Annotated in this window: 14 protein-coding genes; 6 read left to right on the forward strand and 8 right to left on the reverse strand. The window is 67.2% G+C overall.

Features of this window, described 5'->3' with window-relative positions; translation table 11 throughout:
* Together WBB14_RS33570 and lpdA are read left to right on the forward strand one after the other, a co-directional pair.
* The coding region (locus tag WBB14_RS33570; protein ID WP_424243575.1) for a dihydrolipoamide acetyltransferase family protein at positions 1–894 on the forward strand (894 nt) is incomplete at its 5' end.
* Between the two features lie 2 nt (positions 895–896).
* Entirely contained in the window at positions 897–2,300 is a 1,404-nt protein-coding gene (gene lpdA / locus WBB14_RS33575) for a dihydrolipoyl dehydrogenase (protein WP_424243576.1), read from the forward strand.
* Between the two features lie 42 nt (positions 2,301–2,342).
* Here lpdA and WBB14_RS33580 read toward each other — a convergent pair whose 3' ends face one another.
* Positions 2,343–3,266, reverse strand: coding sequence for a LysR substrate-binding domain-containing protein (locus tag WBB14_RS33580; RefSeq protein WP_424243577.1), 924 nt, complete (start codon positions 3,264–3,266; stop codon positions 2,343–2,345).
* Positions 3,267–3,355: 89 nt separating this feature from the next.
* Between WBB14_RS33580 and WBB14_RS33585 the strand changes: the two genes are divergently transcribed.
* Complete coding sequence (locus WBB14_RS33585) at positions 3,356–4,639, forward strand: amidase (RefSeq protein ID WP_424243578.1); 1,284 nt, start codon at positions 3,356–3,358, stop codon at positions 4,637–4,639.
* Position 4,640: 1 nt separating this feature from the next.
* A complete protein-coding gene (locus WBB14_RS33590; RefSeq protein WP_424243579.1) occupies positions 4,641–5,618 on the forward strand; it encodes a Bug family tripartite tricarboxylate transporter substrate binding protein in 978 nt (325 codons plus the stop codon).
* A 5-nt stretch (positions 5,619–5,623) separates the two neighbouring features.
* On the opposite strand, the gene WBB14_RS33595 is transcribed toward WBB14_RS33590, so the two are convergent.
* Both WBB14_RS33595 and WBB14_RS33600 read right to left on the reverse strand, forming a co-directional pair.
* The gene (locus WBB14_RS33595) at positions 5,624–7,630 is read right to left on the reverse strand and encodes a PEP/pyruvate-binding domain-containing protein (RefSeq protein ID WP_424243580.1); all 2,007 of its coding nucleotides are present in this window, start codon (positions 7,628–7,630) and stop codon (positions 5,624–5,626) included.
* 120 nt (positions 7,631–7,750) lie between these two features.
* A complete protein-coding gene (locus WBB14_RS33600; protein WP_424243581.1) occupies positions 7,751–8,869 on the reverse strand; it encodes a DUF3472 domain-containing protein in 1,119 nt (372 codons plus the stop codon).
* Between the two features lie 372 nt (positions 8,870–9,241).
* Between WBB14_RS33600 and cnbCb the strand changes: the two genes are divergently transcribed.
* Together cnbCb and WBB14_RS33610 are read left to right on the forward strand one after the other, a co-directional pair.
* Positions 9,242–10,168: a 2-aminophenol 1,6-dioxygenase subunit beta gene (gene cnbCb / locus WBB14_RS33605; RefSeq protein WP_424243582.1), complete on the forward strand. Its 927-nt coding sequence runs from the start codon at positions 9,242–9,244 to the stop codon at positions 10,166–10,168.
* An 18-nt stretch (positions 10,169–10,186) separates the two neighbouring features.
* Positions 10,187–11,005, forward strand: a complete 819-nt coding sequence (locus WBB14_RS33610) for a tRNA U-34 5-methylaminomethyl-2-thiouridine biosynthesis protein (protein WP_424243583.1) — start codon at positions 10,187–10,189, stop codon at positions 11,003–11,005.
* A 97-nt stretch (positions 11,006–11,102) separates the two neighbouring features.
* Here WBB14_RS33610 and WBB14_RS33615 read toward each other — a convergent pair whose 3' ends face one another.
* The 5 genes from WBB14_RS33615 to WBB14_RS33635 all read right to left on the reverse strand — a co-directional run bounded on the left by WBB14_RS33615 (position 11,103) and on the right by WBB14_RS33635 (position 16,851).
* The gene (locus WBB14_RS33615; RefSeq protein WP_424243584.1) at positions 11,103–12,656 is read right to left on the reverse strand and encodes a fumarate hydratase; all 1,554 of its coding nucleotides are present in this window, start codon (positions 12,654–12,656) and stop codon (positions 11,103–11,105) included.
* 24 nt (positions 12,657–12,680) lie between these two features.
* The gene (locus WBB14_RS33620; protein ID WP_424243585.1) at positions 12,681–14,033 is read right to left on the reverse strand and encodes an MFS transporter; all 1,353 of its coding nucleotides are present in this window, start codon (positions 14,031–14,033) and stop codon (positions 12,681–12,683) included.
* A gap of 52 nt (positions 14,034–14,085) precedes the next feature.
* Positions 14,086–14,754 (reverse strand): maleylacetoacetate isomerase, encoded by a 669-nt coding sequence (gene maiA, locus WBB14_RS33625; RefSeq protein ID WP_424243586.1) that lies wholly within the window; start codon positions 14,752–14,754, stop codon positions 14,086–14,088.
* A gap of 12 nt (positions 14,755–14,766) precedes the next feature.
* Positions 14,767–15,801, reverse strand: coding sequence for a fumarylacetoacetate hydrolase family protein (locus WBB14_RS33630; RefSeq protein WP_424243587.1), 1,035 nt, complete (start codon positions 15,799–15,801; stop codon positions 14,767–14,769).
* 90 nt (positions 15,802–15,891) lie between these two features.
* Positions 15,892–16,851 (reverse strand): MBL fold metallo-hydrolase, encoded by a 960-nt coding sequence (locus tag WBB14_RS33635; RefSeq protein WP_424243588.1) that lies wholly within the window; start codon positions 16,849–16,851, stop codon positions 15,892–15,894.
* Between the last annotated feature and the right edge of the window lie 6 nt (positions 16,852–16,857).

Genomic DNA, 16,857 nt, shown 5'->3' on the forward strand with positions numbered 1-16,857 from the left:
GTCGCGCGCCAGCCCGGCGACAAGCCGCTGGCCTCGCCGGCCGTGCGCAAGCGCGCCTGGGACCTGGGCATCGAGTTGCGCTACGTGCCCGGCAGCGGCCCGGCAGGCCGCATCCTGCACGAAGACCTGGACGCCTACCTGCAAGGCCAGGGGGCGGGGACCCAAGCCCGCGGCGGCGCGGCCTATGCCGAACGCAACGACGAGGAAAACGTGCCGGTCATCGGCCTGCGCCGCAAGATCGCGCAGAAGATGGCCGAGTCCAAGCGCCGCATCCCGCACTTCAGCTACGTCGAGGAAATCGACGTGACCGAACTGGAAGAGCTGCGCGCCAGCCTCAACCAGAAGTGGGGCGCCTCGCGCGGCAAGCTCACGCTGTTGCCGCTGCTGGCGCGCGCGATGGTCGTGGCGCTGCGCGATTTCCCGCAGATCAACGCGCGCTACGACGACGAAGGCGGCGTGGTCACGCGCTACGGCGCGGTCCACATCGGCATCGCCACGCAAAGCGACGGCGGGCTGATGGTGCCGGTCATGCGCCACGCCGAGGCGCGCGATCTGTGGTCCATGGCGGCCGAGATCGTTCGCCTGGCCGAAGCGGTTCGCACCGGCGCGGCCAGCCGCGACGAACTGTCGGGGTCGACCATTACCATCACCAGCCTGGGTCCTCTGGGCGGCATCGTCACCACGCCGGTGATCAACCATCCCGAGGTCGGCATCGTGGGCGTGAACCGCATCGTCGAGCGGCCCGCCATCCGCAACGGCGCCGTGGTGGCGCGCAAGCTGATGAACCTGTCGTCGTCCTTCGACCACCGCGTGGTGGACGGCATGGACGCGGCGCGCTTCATCCAGGCGGTGCGCGCGCTGCTGGAACAACCCGCGCTGCTTTTCGTGGAGTAAGCATGAGCCAGATCACTAAGACTACGACTTTGCTGGTGATCGGCGGCGGCCCCGGCGGCTACGTCGCCGCCATCCGCGCCGGCCAGCTGGGCGTGCCGACCATCCTGGTCGAAGGCGCCCAACTGGGCGGTACCTGCCTGAACATCGGCTGCATTCCCTCCAAGGCGCTGATCCACGCGGCCGAGGAATTCGACAAGGCGCGCCATTACGCGGGCAAGTCGGCGCTGGGCATTTCGGTGTCGGCGCCCGCCATCGACCTGACCCAGACCGTGGCCTGGAAAGACGGCATCGTCGGCAAGCTGACCGGAGGCGTGGCGGCGTTGCTGAAGAAGAACGGCGTGGAAGTGGTGCGCGGCTGGGCCCGGCTGCTGGACGGCAAGACCGTGGAAGTCGACGCCGGCGAGTCCGGCGCCATCCGCATCCAGTGCGAACACCTGCTGCTGGCGGCGGGCTCCGAGCCCACGCCGCTGCCCTCCATGCCGTTTGGCGGCATGGTGGTGTCGTCCACCGAGGCGCTGTCGCCGACCAGCGTCCCCAAGCAACTGGTGGTGGTGGGCGGCGGCTATATCGGCCTGGAACTCGGCACCGTGTACCGCAAGCTCGGCGCCGAGGTGGCGGTGGTGGAGGCGCAGGACCGCATCCTGCCGACTTACGACGCCGAACTCACCAAGCCAGTGGCCGCCGCGCTGACGAAGATGGGCGTGGATCTGCATCTGGGCCGCAAGGTGTTGGGCCTGAACGGCGCCGGCAACGCGGTGCGGGTGCAGGACGCGGCGGGCGTCGAAACCCTGCTGCCGGCAGACCGCGTGCTGATCGCGGTGGGACGGCGTCCGCGCACGCTGGACTGGGGGCTGGAAAGCCTGCAGCTGGACCGCAAGGGCAATGCGCTGCGCATCGACGACCAGTGCCGCACCTCCATGCGCGACGTCTGGGCCATCGGCGACATTGCCGGCGAGCCCATGCTGGCGCATCGCTCCATGGCGCAGGGCGAGATGGTGGCCGAACTGGTGGCGGGCAAGCGCCGGCATTTCCAGCCGGCGTCCATTCCGGCGGTCTGCTTCACCGATCCCGAGGTCGTGGTGGCCGGCCTGTCGCCCAATGAGGCGGAAAGCGCCGGCTTGGACTGCCTGACGGCGTCCTTCCCCTTCGCCGCCAACGGGCGCTCGATGACGCTGGAAGCCACCGACGGCTTTGTGCGCGTGGTGGCGCGCCGCGACAACCATTTGATCCTGGGTTGGCAGGCGGTGGGGCGCGGCGTGTCGGAACTGTCGACGGCCTTCGGCCAGTCGCTGGAAATGGGCGCCACGCTGGAAGACGTGGCGGGCACCATCCACGCGCATCCGACCCTAGGCGAAGCGGTGCAGGAAGCGGCGCTCAAGGCGCTGGGCCACGCGCTGCACATCTAAGGGGCGCGGAACGCCGCGCACGCGCGGCGTTCCGCCAAAGGCCTAAACCAGTGCTTGGCGAGGGGCCACGGCTTGCGCCAAGGCGGCGCTGAATCCCTCCACCGCAGGGTTGCCCTGGTCGCGCAACGCCGCCAACACCACCTGAGCCGTGGCTCCAGCCACGTCGCGCAAGGGCAGGAAGCGCAATGAGTCCGAGCGCATGCGGGACAATGATTGGGGCACCAGTGCAGGCCCGATGCCGGCTTCCACCAGCGTCAGCAGGGTGGGAATGACGCTTTCCTGCGCGATTTCCGGCTTCAGTTGCGCACGTGCGAACAGCGCCTGGATCATGTTGCGGAAGTACGGCGAGATGTCCTGGCGGTAGCCCACCAGGGGAAATTCCAGCAGCTCTTCCAGCGCAACATCGCGCTGATTCGCCAGCGCATGATCGTGGCGCAGCGCCACGCGCAGGGGCTCTTCGTAGATGACGCGGGTCACGATATCCGCATCCAGCGGATGCGGACGCATCAGCGCCACATCGACCACGCGCGACCGCAACGCGGGCTCCATGTCCACGGAATTCATCTCGCGCAGATCGATGCGGACTTCCGGGTGTGCGTCGCGGTAGTGGCTGAGCGCCGACACCAGCGGCGAACTCGCGGCGCTGGGCGTGATGCCTATCACCAGCGAGCCGGTCTCGCCGCGCGCCGTGCGGCGCGCCTGGCGCAGCATGAGCTGCGTGTCCGCGGCGATCTTGCGCGCACGTTCGTACATGATTTCGCCGGCGGGCGTCAGTTTCACCGAGCGCGTGGTGCGCACGAACAGGGGCACGCCGACGATCGCTTCCAGCCGCTTGATCTGCTGCGTGAGGGGCGGCTGGGTCATGAACAGGCGCGCCGCGGCCCGGGCGAAGTGCAGCTCTTCAGCCAAGGTGCAGAACAGGACCAGCAGCCGGCCGTCCAGGAAGATTAATTCTGATTTCGACATAATCAAGGCGAAATTACCAATTGGACATAGATTAGTCGAGTTCCTAAGATGCCGCATCGCTACATTCAACCGGCATGCCGGATTTGCCTATGTCCCTTGCTTCCCTTTCCGCTTCAGTCACTGCCATCGCCCAAGGAGTAAGGGACGGCGAGGCGGCGGTGTTCGCGGCGGCGCGCCAGAGCCTGGCGGCGATTGCCCGGCAAGAGCCGGCGATCCGCGCCTGGAGCCATGTGCTGCCCGCCGCGGCGCTGGAACAGATGGAACCGGCGCGGCACGCCGCCGGCGCGCTGGCCGGCGTCCCCATCGGCATCAAGGACGTGATCGACGTGGCCGATATGCCCACCGGTTTCGGAGCGCCTGCCATGACTGCCGGCAAGGCCGCGTTCGACGCCTGCAGCGTGGGCATGCTGCGCGCTGCCGGCGCGATTCCCGTGGGCAAGACAGTGACGGCCGAGTTCGCCTTCAGGACGCCGGGCCCGACCCGGAATCCTCATGCGCTGGCGCACACGCCCGGCGGTTCATCTAGCGGCTCCGCAGCCGCGGTGGCGGCCGGCATGGTGCCAGCGGCCCTGGGCACGCAGACCGGAGGCTCGATGATCCGCCCGGCCGCGTATTGCGGGGTGGTGGGATTCAAGCCGAGCGTGGGCCGCGTGTTCCGGGACGGCATGAAGCTCACCTGCGAGTCGCTGGACACCATAGGCTGGTACGCGAACAGCGTGGCGGATGCCCAGGCCATTGCGGACGTACTTGTCGGCGGCGTGGACGCCGACGGCGCGGAGCAGCGGCGCCTGACCATTGCGGTGCAGTTGGGCAATCCGAAAGCCGGATTGTGCGCCGAGAGCCGGGCCGAGATCGAGCGCGCCCGCGCAGTACTGGCCACGCATGAGGTGCAGTGCGTGACCGTGGAAGCCGAGCATGAGACGGCGCTGCTGCTGCAGGCGCACGACGTGATCATGCACTACGAGTTCGCGCGCAGCCTGGCGCCGGTATTGGAGCGCCAGGGGCATGCCCTGAGCGAGGCCTTGCGCCAGGCGGTGGCGCATGGCCTGGCCATCGGGGCCGGGCAGTACCAGGAGATGCGCGAGGTCCAGGCCGCGCTGCGCCAGGGCTGGAGCGCGCGCTACGGCGGCGCCGACCTGGTGCTTACGCCCAGTACGCCGGGTCCCGCGCCGCATGGACTGGCCCACACCGGCGACGCTTCATACAACAAGATCTGGTCGGTGCTGGGGTGGCCATGCCTGCACCTGCCGACCGGGTTCAGCCGCGCGGGACTGCCTTTGGGCATGCAATTGGTCGGCGATCTGGGCGAGGACCTAGCCTTGCTCGCCGTCGGCCGGAAGTTACATCATCTGCTGAAACAGCAAGGGGAATGAAATGGGATTCAAGATACTGAGGCAGGGCGTGTTGGCCCTGTGCGCCGCCGTGGCCGTGACGGGATTGGGGCAGGCCCATGCCGCCTTTCCTGACCGTCCGATCAACGTCGTCGTGCCGACGGCGGCCGGCGGCACGGTGGACATTGTCGCGCGCATCATGGCGGAAAAGCTCGGCGCCGAGCTCGGACAGCCCGTGGTCGTCATCAACAAGCCTGGCGCCGGCGGCGTCGTGGGCACGCAGGCCTTCCTGCGCGAGCCGCAGGATGGCTACACCGTGCTGTTCACGGCAAACAGCAACCAGTTGATCGTGCCCTGGGTCTACAAAGACGCGAAATTCGATCCGATCAAGGACTTCACGCCGATCGCCGCTGTGGGTGAAGTGCCCAACGTGCTGTGCGTGAATCCCGCCTTTCCCGCCAAGGACATGCAGGAATTCATGGCCCTGATCAAGGCCAATCCGGAAAAGTACCAGTACGCCTCGGCCGGCGCGGGGACCTTGAATCATCTGCTGGGCGTCATGCTGGACCAGATGGGCGGCCTGCGCATGCAGCACATTCCCTATCGCGGCGTGTCGCCGGCCATGGCGGACGTGATGGGCAACCAGGTGCCCATGCTGTTCGCCAGCCTGCCTTCGGCGGTCGAAGGCATCAAGGCCGGCAAGCTGCGCGCGCTGGGCGTCAGCAGCGAAAAGCGCAACGCCTTGCTGCCCGATGTGCCTGCCATCAACGAAGCCATACCGGGTTTCCGCGGCGATCTGTGGGTCGCGTTCTATGGCGCCAAGGAAGCGCCCCGCGCGTCGATCGACACCTTGCACCAGGCCATCCGGAAAGTCCTGGCCGACCAGGCGCTGCAACAGAAGTTCGACCAGTTGGGGGTCACGATGATGCATGACGGCCCGGCCGAGCTGGCGGCGCGCCAGCAGGCCGAGTTCATGCAGTGGAAGCAGGTCGTGCAGGCCTCGGGCGCGAGTCCGGACTGAAGTCCTTACCGGCTGCCGTCGATATACGGCCGGGCCTGCAGGACCAGGATGTTCTCTCCCTGCACGGCCCATTCGATATCCTGGTCCACGCCGCCCAGGCGCTGCTTGATCTGGCTGCCAACGGCAGCCAGGCGCGCCACCAGGGCGTCATTCAATACCTGGCGCGGGCCTTCGATCGGCACTTCGCGCACGCCGCCCGCGGCGTCCGCCACCAGCTGGGTGTCTTCGGCGGAACGACTCAGCACCTGCACCGCCCTGGACCAGCTGGAATACATCAGCTGCTCGGCCTGGCGTTTGCCTTCCACCACCTTGATGCCCAGGCCGCGCTTGGCCGAGATGTAGGTGACGTAGCGGCGCGAGGCATCGAAGGGATCGCGCGTGATCATCACGCCCGAACTGTCCGATGCCGCCGCCTGCTGCACCAGCACCGCCATCACCACGCCGTCCTGGCCGATGCCGGCCGCGCGCCGGGCCTCGTAGGCTTCATAGTTGTAGACCGAAGCCCACACCGTTTGCACTGCCCGCGCCAGCGCGTCGGCCTGCGTGACGTTGGGTACGGTGGTGTAGAGCCCCGCGCCGCTGAAGCCTGGCAGGTCTTCGGAATTGGACGAGCTGCGCACAAATACGCCGCGTCCTTGCAGTTGCTTCTGCCAGCGTTCGCGCCACGCGGCGGCCAGCGCCGGGTCGGGTTGGGCCTGGACGATGTCCTGCCGCAGCGCGGCCAGTTCGGCGCGGCGCACGTTGGAGTCGCTGATGAAGTCCGGCCGCCGCTCTAGCGCGGCGATGCGTTGCGGCACGCCCAACTGCGCCATGAAGGCCGCGTACTGCGCGAAGGGGATGCAAAAGCCGTCCGGCACGGTGGCCGCGGGCGGCAGCGCGGACTTCAGCGCGCCCAGGTTGGCCGCCTTGACGCCGCAATGGCGGCTGTCGCGCGTGGCCATGCCGGCGAGCGGCTTGATCGCCTTGACCGTCAGGTCGGGCTTGGGCAGCGGCGGGGCGGCCTTGGGCGGCGAGGCAACTTCGGGTTTGGCGATGCGTTGCACCTGATAGCCGTTGCTGGTGACGGTCAGCTCGACCCACTGGCCGTCGTACTCGCGCAGTGCCGTCACCGCGTCGCGCACGTAGGCGTTGGGAATGCGCCAGCCCTTGGCCAGCAGGTTGACGTGGGACAGCAGGGTGGAGGGCCGCTGCGTGACCAGCCCTGCCACTGGCGGCAGCGCGACCGGCACCTCGTCCAGCACCAGGATATCGGTCGGCGACAGGTCCGGCGTTTCGTCCACCGAGGCGACGATGCGCAGCCGGCCCTGGGCCTGGCCCGTGTTCAGCGGCAGGAAGGTCTGTTCGCGCAGCAACGATTCCTGCGTCACCGCATTCAGGCCGGCGGTCTGCGCGACCTGTTCATGCAGCGTGGAATTGGCTTTGAAGCGTACCTGTTCTTGGAAGCTGGCCTTCAGTTTTTCATCGGTCAGCTTGAGCAGGGCCGGGGTGAGCCGGTCGCCTTCCCAGAATTCATAGGTGTAGCCGGGCAAGTCCCGTTGCCAGCTCAGGGTGCCGAACAGCAGGCGCCGTTGCGGGTCCTTGTACTGCGCGATCAGCGTGGCCTTGTCGTCGGCGGGCAGCAGGCGCCGCTCGCGCGCGAAGTTCTCGTGCAACGTATAGCGCGGCGTGTTGACGTAGTAGATACGGTCGCTCTGCTTGCGGTCGATGACGAACAGCACGTGCGGGATTTCCAGCGGCGTGCCGGGGTTGTAGACCCGGGCCAGCTGCTGGAACTCGGCCTGGGTCCGGATCTGGCCCAGGAACGCCGGGCCGGCTTTCTTGCCGTCTTCCGCCTGCGCTGCGCGCTCGTCGGGGCTCAGCGGGCGGGAGTTCTCATAGGGCGACGGTTTGCGGGCGGTTTGCGCCTGGGCCGCTGTGCCGAAGCTGGCGGCCAGCGGGCCGAGCGCCGTCAGGAGGATCAGGCTGATCAGGCGCCGGGACAAAAGGCGGCAAGGGGCGGGCAGTGGACTCATGTTCGGGCGGGCGGGGCGCGAGGAGTCGGGATGATATCGGAGCCCGGCCGCCGTTTGTTTCCGGATGTGGCCAACTATGCGTTGACGTTGCCATGCACAAGGCGGCACATGGAAAGTATCTCAATTGCGGTCGATGATCGTCCATCTTCTGCCATCTGACATATACATCAGTTGCTGGCCCTTACTCACCGTCGTCACCTCGCCATTTACGTGGATGGATGAGGTGTAGCCGGCCCGGTGGTCCACGAATATCGATTTCCATTTAAGCGTGTCAGGCTGCGGAAAGTAGATATTCGGCGCCCAGCTTCCATCCTGCGAGCGAATCGCGATCAGATTCCGGTCGCCCAACGCTTCAGAGATGGAGTCGGCGGACAAGTCGCTGACATTCACAACCGTGATCGTGGGCGCCATGGGGGAAGCGATGGCGCCAAGATCGCTTACGGTATTGATGCAAGCATCATCGTCGCAGGCGGTTTGCACCACATACGGATCGTTGCAAGCTCCATAGGTGTAGGAGCTTTGCTTCGCCTCCGTCTTGTCATCGCCTATTGGGTTGCGGAAGATTGAGCTTTGGCTCCCCATTACATAGCAAGAGGAAAGCTGTTCATTTCCCTGGGAGTATTCCTCAACAAAGCTGGAAGACGAGTACAGTTTGCCGAAGGTATCGGGCACTTCGATGACGGCAATCGTCGTGCTGGTGCCATCCATCAAGTCGGTTACCGTTCCAGTCACGAGGTTGCGAGTCTTGGAAACGTCCAACCTATACTGGCGCCCGGTTTCCCACGGTACGACGACCTGGCATTGCACTCCCGAATTCTCGTGGTCAAAGAAGCTGCAATTGCCGCTCTTCCAGCCCGTTGCCTGCCAGATGGAATAGTTGAAGGCATGAGTATTGTTGCCCCTGTTCTGCAAGCCTATATAGCCGCCATCCCCTTGTTTGAAATGAAACTGGTTTGCCCAGTAGTAGCGCGACTGCGTCCCGCCGTCGCTGTTCACCTGCTGGAAGAAATGCAGTTTGTCGAATTCCGAGTTGGCTGGCCATGCATGCTGAATCGAAAGAATCCCGCCAGCTACGACGGCATGGCTGGATGGGCTGGTCAGGAGCAACAAGGGGATCAATAATATTATTCTGATTGCGTGGGTCATGATAAATACCCTTGAATTTGCGCGGTGGCGGTCGAACGCTTGGAATGGCGTGGCGCCATCAGGCAACTCGATACTAAAATCGGCGTTTTTCACCAGTAACTGGGGATAACCCGAAAAAATACTTCGGCTTCATATATAAATAATCATGCGCCTGGCGGGGGAATGATATTTATATAACCGCACTGCCAGCGATGAGTCGTTGGAATAATATTCATAGGCGGCATGGATTGGCCTGGCTGAAAATAGGGATTCCGCCGGCCAGCGCTCACAAGTATTTTTGAGGCGCAGCGAGCGGCGCCCTGGTTCGTGCCTGCTCGGGAAACTCCCTATCCAGCAAATACGCACCGGTCGTTGACAGCAGCCGCCAGCGAATCGATACTTGAATCCAGTACGTATACGTACAAAATGACTCGCCTCGCGGCATCGGTCCCGCGGGTTCCTACTGCTCTCGCAAAGGAGTAAGCAATGAAGGACGGCGAAATTCTTTCCGGATTCCTGGCTCCCCACCCGCCGCACCTGGTGTACGGCGAGAACCCCCCGCAGAACGAGCCGCGCTCGCGCGGCGGCTGGGAAAGCCTGCGCTGGGCCTACGACCACGTGCGCGAGAGCATCGAACGCCTGCAGCCCGATGTGCTGCTGGTGCATTCGCCGCACTGGATCACCCAGGTGGGCCATCACTTCCTGGGCGTGCCGCATCTGGCGGGGCGTTCAGTGGACCCGATCTTTCCCGACCTGTTCCGCTACGACTTCGGCATGGACGTGGACGTGGCGCTGGCCGAGGCCTGTTGCGAGGAAGGCCGCAAGCTGGGCCTGGTCACCAAGATGATGCGCAACCCCAAGTTCAGGGTGGACTACGGCACCATCACCACGCTGCACATGGTGCGGCCGCAGTGGGACATTCCAGTGGTGGGGCTGTCGGCGAACAACACGCCGTACTACCTCAACACCCAGGAAGGGCTGAAGGAAATGGACCTGCTGGGCCGCGCCACGCGCGAAGCGATACGCAAGAGCGGGCGGCGGGCGGTGCTGCTGGCCAGCAACACGCTGTCGCACTGGCATTTCCATGAACAGCCCGAGGTGCCCGAGGACATGTCCAAGGAGCACCCGGCGCGCTACGACGGCTATCTGTGGGACATCCGCATGATCGAGCTGATGCGCAAGGGCCGGATGGGCGAGGTGTTCGAGCTGCTCCCCCAGTTCATCGACGAAGCCTTCGCCGAAGTGAAGTCCGGCGCTTTCACCTGGATGCATGCCGCCATGGGCTATCCGCAGCTGGCTGGCAAGTTCCACGGCTATGGCACCGTGATCGGCACCGGCAACGCGGTGATGGAATGGAATCTGCAGGAGGCCGGGCTGTCCCGCCTCCAGGTACCCGCCGGCGCGGCGGCCTAGCTATCACGGAGACATGCCATGACCCTCGTTTCCGCATTTCTCGTCCCTGGCAGCCCGCTGCCGCAGCTGCGCAGCGACGTGGCGCCCTGGGGACGCCTGAACCAGGCGCTGCGCGCGGCCGGCAAGTCGCTGGCGGCGTCCCGGCCCGACGTTGTGCTGGTGTATTCGACGCAGTGGATGGCGGTGCTGGATCAGCTATGGATCACGCGCCGGCGCAGCACCGGCGTGCACGTGGATGAGAACTGGCACGAGTACGGCGAGCTGTCCTTCGACATCGCCAGCGACGCGAGCCTGGCCCAAGCCTGCGTGCAAGGCTGCCGCGATGCCGGCATCCATGCGCGCGGCGTGGACTACGACCAGTTCCCCATCGATACGGGCACCATCACGGTCAGTACGCTGATGGGCTTCGGCTCCGACCAGTTGCCCGTGACGCTGGCGGCCAACAACCTGTACCACGATCACGCGCAGACGGAGCAGCTGAGCCGCATTGCCGTGCAGGCGGCCGCGGCGCAAGGCAAGCGAGCGGCGGTCATCGGCATAGGCGGGCTGTCCAACACCATGTTCCGCGAGCCGGTGGCTCCGGAATCAGACCGCCTGATCTCCCAGGCCGACGACGACTGGAACCGCCGCATGCTGGCGCTGTTGGAAAGCGGCGATGCCGCGCAACTGCGCGCAGTCATGCCCGATTACGCGGGGCAGGCCAAGGCCGAGATGGGCTTCAAGCACATGTCCTGGCTGCTGGGCGCGCTGGGCGATCAGTTCCGCGGCGCCAACGTGCTGGAGTATGCGCCGCTGTATGGCAGCGGCGGGGCGGTGGTGGAGTTCAAGCTGGGCTGAAGACTGGCCCGGCCCAGGAGGCGGCGCGTGTCGGGTCGCGCCAGGGGCGGCTCTCGTCCGGGCCGCCTGTCGGAGCGGCCTGCATCCGCAGCGCTTGTCAGAGCGCCCCGGCAATCGCCACCGGTATCTCCCTGGCGCCCGCCGTTCGGCGCCAGCGCGCCGGCCCCGATACATGCAGGTTCCCGCCCTCGGCGTCCACCGCCACGGTTACGGGCATATCCGTGACCTCGAACTCGTGGATTGCCTCCATGCCCAGGTCCTCGAAGGCGATGACGCGGGCGCTGCGGATGGCGCGGGACACCAGATAGGCCGCGCCGCCCACCGCGATCAGGTAGGCCGCCCGATGGCGCCGGATTGCCTCGGCCGCCTGCGGTCCGCGTTCCGCCTTGCCTATCATCGCCAGGAGACCCGTGCGTTCCAGCATCATGTCGGTGTAGCCGTCCATGCGGGTCGAGGTCGTGGGGCCGGCGGGGCCGACCGCTTCGTCGCGTACCGCGTCCACCGGACCCACGTAGTAGATGGCGCGGCCGCGGAAGTCGGCGGGCAGGGGCTCGCCCCGCGCCAGCATTTCGCGGATCCGCTGGTGCGCGGCATCGCGTCCGGTCAGCATGCGGCCGTTGAGCAGCAGGGTTTCACCGGCGCGCCAGGATGCGACTTCCTCACGGGTGAGGGTGTCCAGGTTCACGCGCCGACCCGCGTCCGACCCGTGTTCCGCGCCCAGGTCGGGCCAGAGATCCAGCGAAGGCGGATCCAGATGCAGGGGGCCGGAGCCGTCCAGCACGAAGCGCGCATGGCGCGTGGCCGCGCAATTGGGGATCAGCGCGATGGGCTTGGCGGCCGCGTGCGTGGGGTAGGTCTTGATCTTCACGTCCAGCACGGTGGTGAGGCCGCCCAGCCCTTGCGCGCCCACGCCCAGCGCGTTGACGCGTTCGTATAGTTCGAGCCGCAGCGCGTCCTCGGGCGCCAGGGTCTCGCCGCGCTGCGCCCGGGCCTGCACTTCGTGCATGTCCAGGGGCTGCATCAGGCTTTCCTTGGCCAGCAGCACCGCTTTTTCGGCAGTGCCGCCCACGCCTATGCCCAACATGCCGGGCGGACACCAGCCGGCGCCCATGGCCGGAACCTGCGCCAGCACCCAGTCGACGATGCTGTCGGCCGGGTTCAGCATGGCGAGACGCGCTTTGTTTTCCGAGCCGCCGCCCTTGGCCGCCACCGTGACCGCCAGGCTTGCACCCGGCACGATCCGCATGCTGATGACGGCGGGCGTGTTGTCGCGGGTGTTGCCGCGGCCGAACAGCGGGTCCGCCACCACCGAGGCGCGCAGCGGATTGTCCGGGTCCAGGTAGGCGCGCCGCACGCCGGCGTTGACGGCGTCCTCCAGGCTGCCGGTGAAGCCTGCCCAGCGCACGTCCATGCCGACTTCCAGGAAGACGTTGACGATCCCCGTGTCCTGGCAGATCGGCCGCCGGCCGATGGCGGCCATGCGCGAGTTGGCCAGGATCTGCGCCATGGCGTCGCGCGCCGGCGCGCTGGCCTCACGTTCGTAGGCGCGGGCCAGATGCGCAATGTAGTCGGCCGGGTGGTAGTGGCTGATGTACTGGAGCGCGCTGGCGATGGATTCGATCAGGTCGTCCTGGCGGATGCTTGTGCTCATGGCGTGGGTGGATGGCTTGAAAGTTCAATCGGCGTGCAGCGTGATGCCGGGGCGGTCCTTGACCAGGCTCACGGCGACGAAGGACACCACGGCCATGACGATGACGTAGACGCCCACATGCCAGGACTGGCCGGTGGCGGTGATGATGGACTGCGCGATCATCGCGGCGAAGGCGCCGCCCAGGATGGAGCCCAGCGCATAGCCCGCCGACACCCCGGAATAGCGCACGTCGGCCGGGAACATCTCGGCATACAGCGCGGCCTGCGGGCCGTAGGTCAGGCCCAGCGGCACCGACAGCACGGCCAGGGCGAAGGCGAACTGCATCACGTCGCCGGATTCGATGAAGGACCACATCGGTATGGCCCACAGCGCCAGCAGCACGTAGCCGAGCTGGAAGGTACGGACGCGGCCGATGCGGTCGCCCAGCCAGCCGCCCAGCAGCGTGGTGCCCAGCCAGCAGGCCGCGGCCAGCGTGCAGATCATCAGCACCTGCTGCGCCGGCATGTGCAGGGTCCGGCTGCCGTAGCTGATGAAGAAGCCGACCAGCAGGTAGCCCGCCGTGCTGTTGCCCACGAAGATCAGCGTGGTCAGCAGGATCTGGCGCGGATGCTTGCGCAGCAACGTGCCCAATGGCGCCGAGGAATGGCTGCGGCGCGACTGCATCTGCAGGAACACGGGCGATTCCTCGACGGCGCGGCGGATGAATACGCCGACCACGATGAGCGCGATGGACAGCAGGAAGGACACGCGCCAGCCCCAGGCCATGAAGTTGTCGGCGCCGACCAGGGCGGTGATGCACCACAGCACGCCGGTGGCGACGATCATGCCCAGCGGCACGCCGATCTGCGGGAAGGCGCCGAACAGCGAACGCCGGTCGCCAGGCGCGTGCTCGACCGCCATGAGCGCCGCGCCGCCCCATTCGCCGCCGGCGGAAAAGCCTTGCAGCACGCGCAAGGTCACCAGCATCACCGGCGCCCAGATGCCGATCTGCGCGTAGGTCGGCAGCACGCCGATCAGGGCGGTGGACACGCCCATCAGGATCAGCGTGGCCGCCAGCACGCGCTTGCGGCCGTAGCGGTCGCCCAGATGGCCGCAAACGATGGCGCCCAGCGGCCGGAACAGGAAGGCCACGCCCACGGTCGCGAACGACAGGATCAGCGACAGTTCCGGGTTCTCCTTGGCGAAGGGCGCGAAGAACAGGGAGCCCAGCACCAGGCCCGCGGCCTGGACGTAGATGAAGTAGTCGTACCACTCGATGGCCGAGCCGACCAGCGTGGCGGCCAGCACCTTGCGGTCGTCGGCGCTGACCAGCGGGCCGGACGCGGACCGGCGTGCGGATGCGACGGCGGCGCCGTCGGCGGGGATTTCTGTCTGCATGGTTGTCTCCTTGGGGAATGCGGCGGTTCAGCTTCTTATTGGGTGATGTCGTCTAGGCCGCCGCGCTCTGCGGCGCGTCGGGCTGGTTTTCCGGGCGGGCGGCTTCAAATGCAGGCAGGCGGGCGCAGGCCTGGACGATGGCGCGGACCCGTTCGAAGGGCGCCAGGTCCGCGCCGTAGCGCAAGGCGTTGTAGACCTGGGGGATCAGGTAGCACTCGACCAGCGTGGGCGCGGCGCCCAGCGCGTAGCCGCCGTCCTGGGCCGCGGGCAGCGCGGCTTCGAAGGCCTGGAAGCCCTCTGCGCACCAGTGGCGGTACCAGTCCTGGATCTGCCCGTCGTCCGCGCCGAACTGCGTACGCAGGCGCTTGAGCGCGCGCAGGTTGTTGAGCGGATGCATTTCGCAGGCGATCAGTTGGGCCAGCGCGCGAGCTTGCGCTCGCAACGCCGGATCGGCCGGCAGCAGCGGCGTGCCGGCATGGCGCTCGTCCAGGTATTCGATGATGGCCAGCGACTGCTGCAGGCGCAGGCCGTCGATCTCCAGCATGGGCACCAGGCCAAAGGGCGCCAGCGAGCGGTAGGCCGGCTGTTGGTGCTCGCCCTTGACCATGTGCCAGGTGACCTGCCGGTACGGCAGGCCCTTCAAGGCCAGGGCGATGCGGACCCGGTAGGCGGCGGAACTGCGCCAGTAGCTGTGCAGGGTGAGGGCGGGCGTGTCGGTCATGGCGGGTTCCGGTCAGGCGGCGGCGGTTTCGGGCGCGCCGGCCGAGACGGAGCCAGGCATGGGGCGTGTGCCGGGGATCCGCACCAGTTGGTCGATGTCGCCGAACAGGCTCAGGCCCGCGTCGTCGCGCATGCCGATGCGCACGCGGTCGCCGTGCTTGAGGAAGGGCGTGCGCATTTCGCCGTCGCGCAGCTTTTCCCGCACGCGCGCCTCGACCAGGCAGCACACGCCGGCGGCGTCGCTGGCATTCGAAATGGTGCCGCTGCCCACCAGCGTGCCGGCGCCCAGGCGGCGGGTGCGGGCCGCGTGCGCGATCAGCTCGCCGAAATGGAATTGCATTTCCTCGCCCGCCTGGGGCTGGCCTATTTGCCGGCCGTTGAGCCACACCTGCATGGCGCGGTGCAGCTTGCCGCCGCGCCAGTAGGGCGCCAGTTCATCGGGCGTGACCAGTACCGGCGACAGCGCCGAGGCCGGCTTGCCCTGCAGGAAGCCGAAGCCCTTGGATAGTTCGGGCAGCACCACGTTGCGCAGGGTCACGTCATTGACCAGGCCCAGCAACGCCACGTGGTGCAGCGCCGTGTCCGCATCGACGCCCAGCGGCACGTCGTCGGTCACCACGACGATCTCCGCTTCCAGGTCCACGCCCAGTTCCTCGCTGGCGGCGGTAATGTCCTCGCAGGGTCCCATGAAGTCGTCGGAGGCGCCTTGGTACATCAGCGGGTCGGTCAGGAACGAAGGCGGCATCTCGCCGCCGCGGGCGCGGCGCGTCAGGTCCACGTGGTTCAGGTAGGCGGACGCGTCCAGCCACTGGTAGGCGCGCGGTATCGGCGCGGCGCAGCGGGCCGGGTCGAAGGGCTGGCTGGCGCCGTCGCCCGCGTTCAGCGCTTCGTATTCGGCTTGCAGCAGCGGCGCGGCACGGGCCCAGTCGTCCAGCGCCTGTTGCAGGGTCGCGGCGATGTGTGGCACGGCGCGCATGCGGGTCAGGTCGCGGTTGACGACGGCCAGGGCGCCGTCGCGGGCGCCATTGGTCAGGGTGGCGAGTTTCATGTTCAGGTGCTCCGTATCGGATGGGGAGACCCCGGCGGGGGACCGCCGGGGCCTTGTGATGCAGGGACGCCGCGGCAAGGGCGGCCGGGGTCAGGCGGTGAGTTCGGCCCACATGTCGCGGTCGCGCTGGGCGGTCCAGACGCGCGGATCGGCGATGCCGCTGGCCTCGTCGTAGGCGCGCGAGACGTCGAAGGGAATGGCGTGTTCGTAGATGACGACGTGGCCGAACTCGGGGTCCATCACCCGGCGCGTGTCTTCATAGACCTGCTTCAGGCTCTTGCCTTGCTCCACGCCCTGGCGGGCGCAGCCGTACAGCGTCTCGACCCAGCTGCGGGTGTAGCCGATGGCTTCGCGGCAGGCGGCGGGCGTGGTCAGCGCCGGACCGCGGCCCGGCACCATCTGGCGCGGTTCCAGCGCCTGCAGCGCGTCCAGCGTGGCGGGCCAGTCGGACAGGTAGGCATCGCCCGTGTAGACGCCCGCATTGAACTCCACCAGGTCGCCGGAGAAACAGATGCCCTGCGACGGAATCCAGACGATGGAATCGCCCCGGGTATGGCCCGCGCCCAGATGCAGCATGCGCACTTCGAGGCTGCCCAGGAACACCGTCAGCTCGCGCTCGAACACCACGGTGGGCCAGGTCAGCCCGGGGATGCCTTCGGCGGACTGGAACAGGCGCGGGAAGCGGCCGATCTCGGAATCCATGTCGGCCTGGCCGCGCTCGACGATGAGTTCATGGGTGCCGCGGCTGGCGTACACGTGGGCCGCGCCTTCGGCGGCGAAGGCGGACGCGCCCAGCACGCGCACCGCGTGGTAGTGGGTCAGCGCGACGTGGCGGATGGGCTTGTCGGTGACGCCGCGGATGGCGCGTATCAGTCCCTGGGCCATGGCCGGGGTGGCGGTCGCGTCGACCACCATCACGCTGTCGTCGCCGATGATCACGCCAGAGTTGGGATCGCCGTCGGCCACGTAGGCGTAGGCGTTTTCGGACAGGCGTTCAAAGGAGATCTTCTTTTCCGCCAGGTCGGCCTGGGAGGCGAAGGGTTTGCTCATGGTGTT

It is taken from the genome of Achromobacter sp. (genome assembly GCF_049647645.1).
GTDB lineage: Bacteria > Pseudomonadota > Gammaproteobacteria > Burkholderiales > Burkholderiaceae_B > Achromobacter.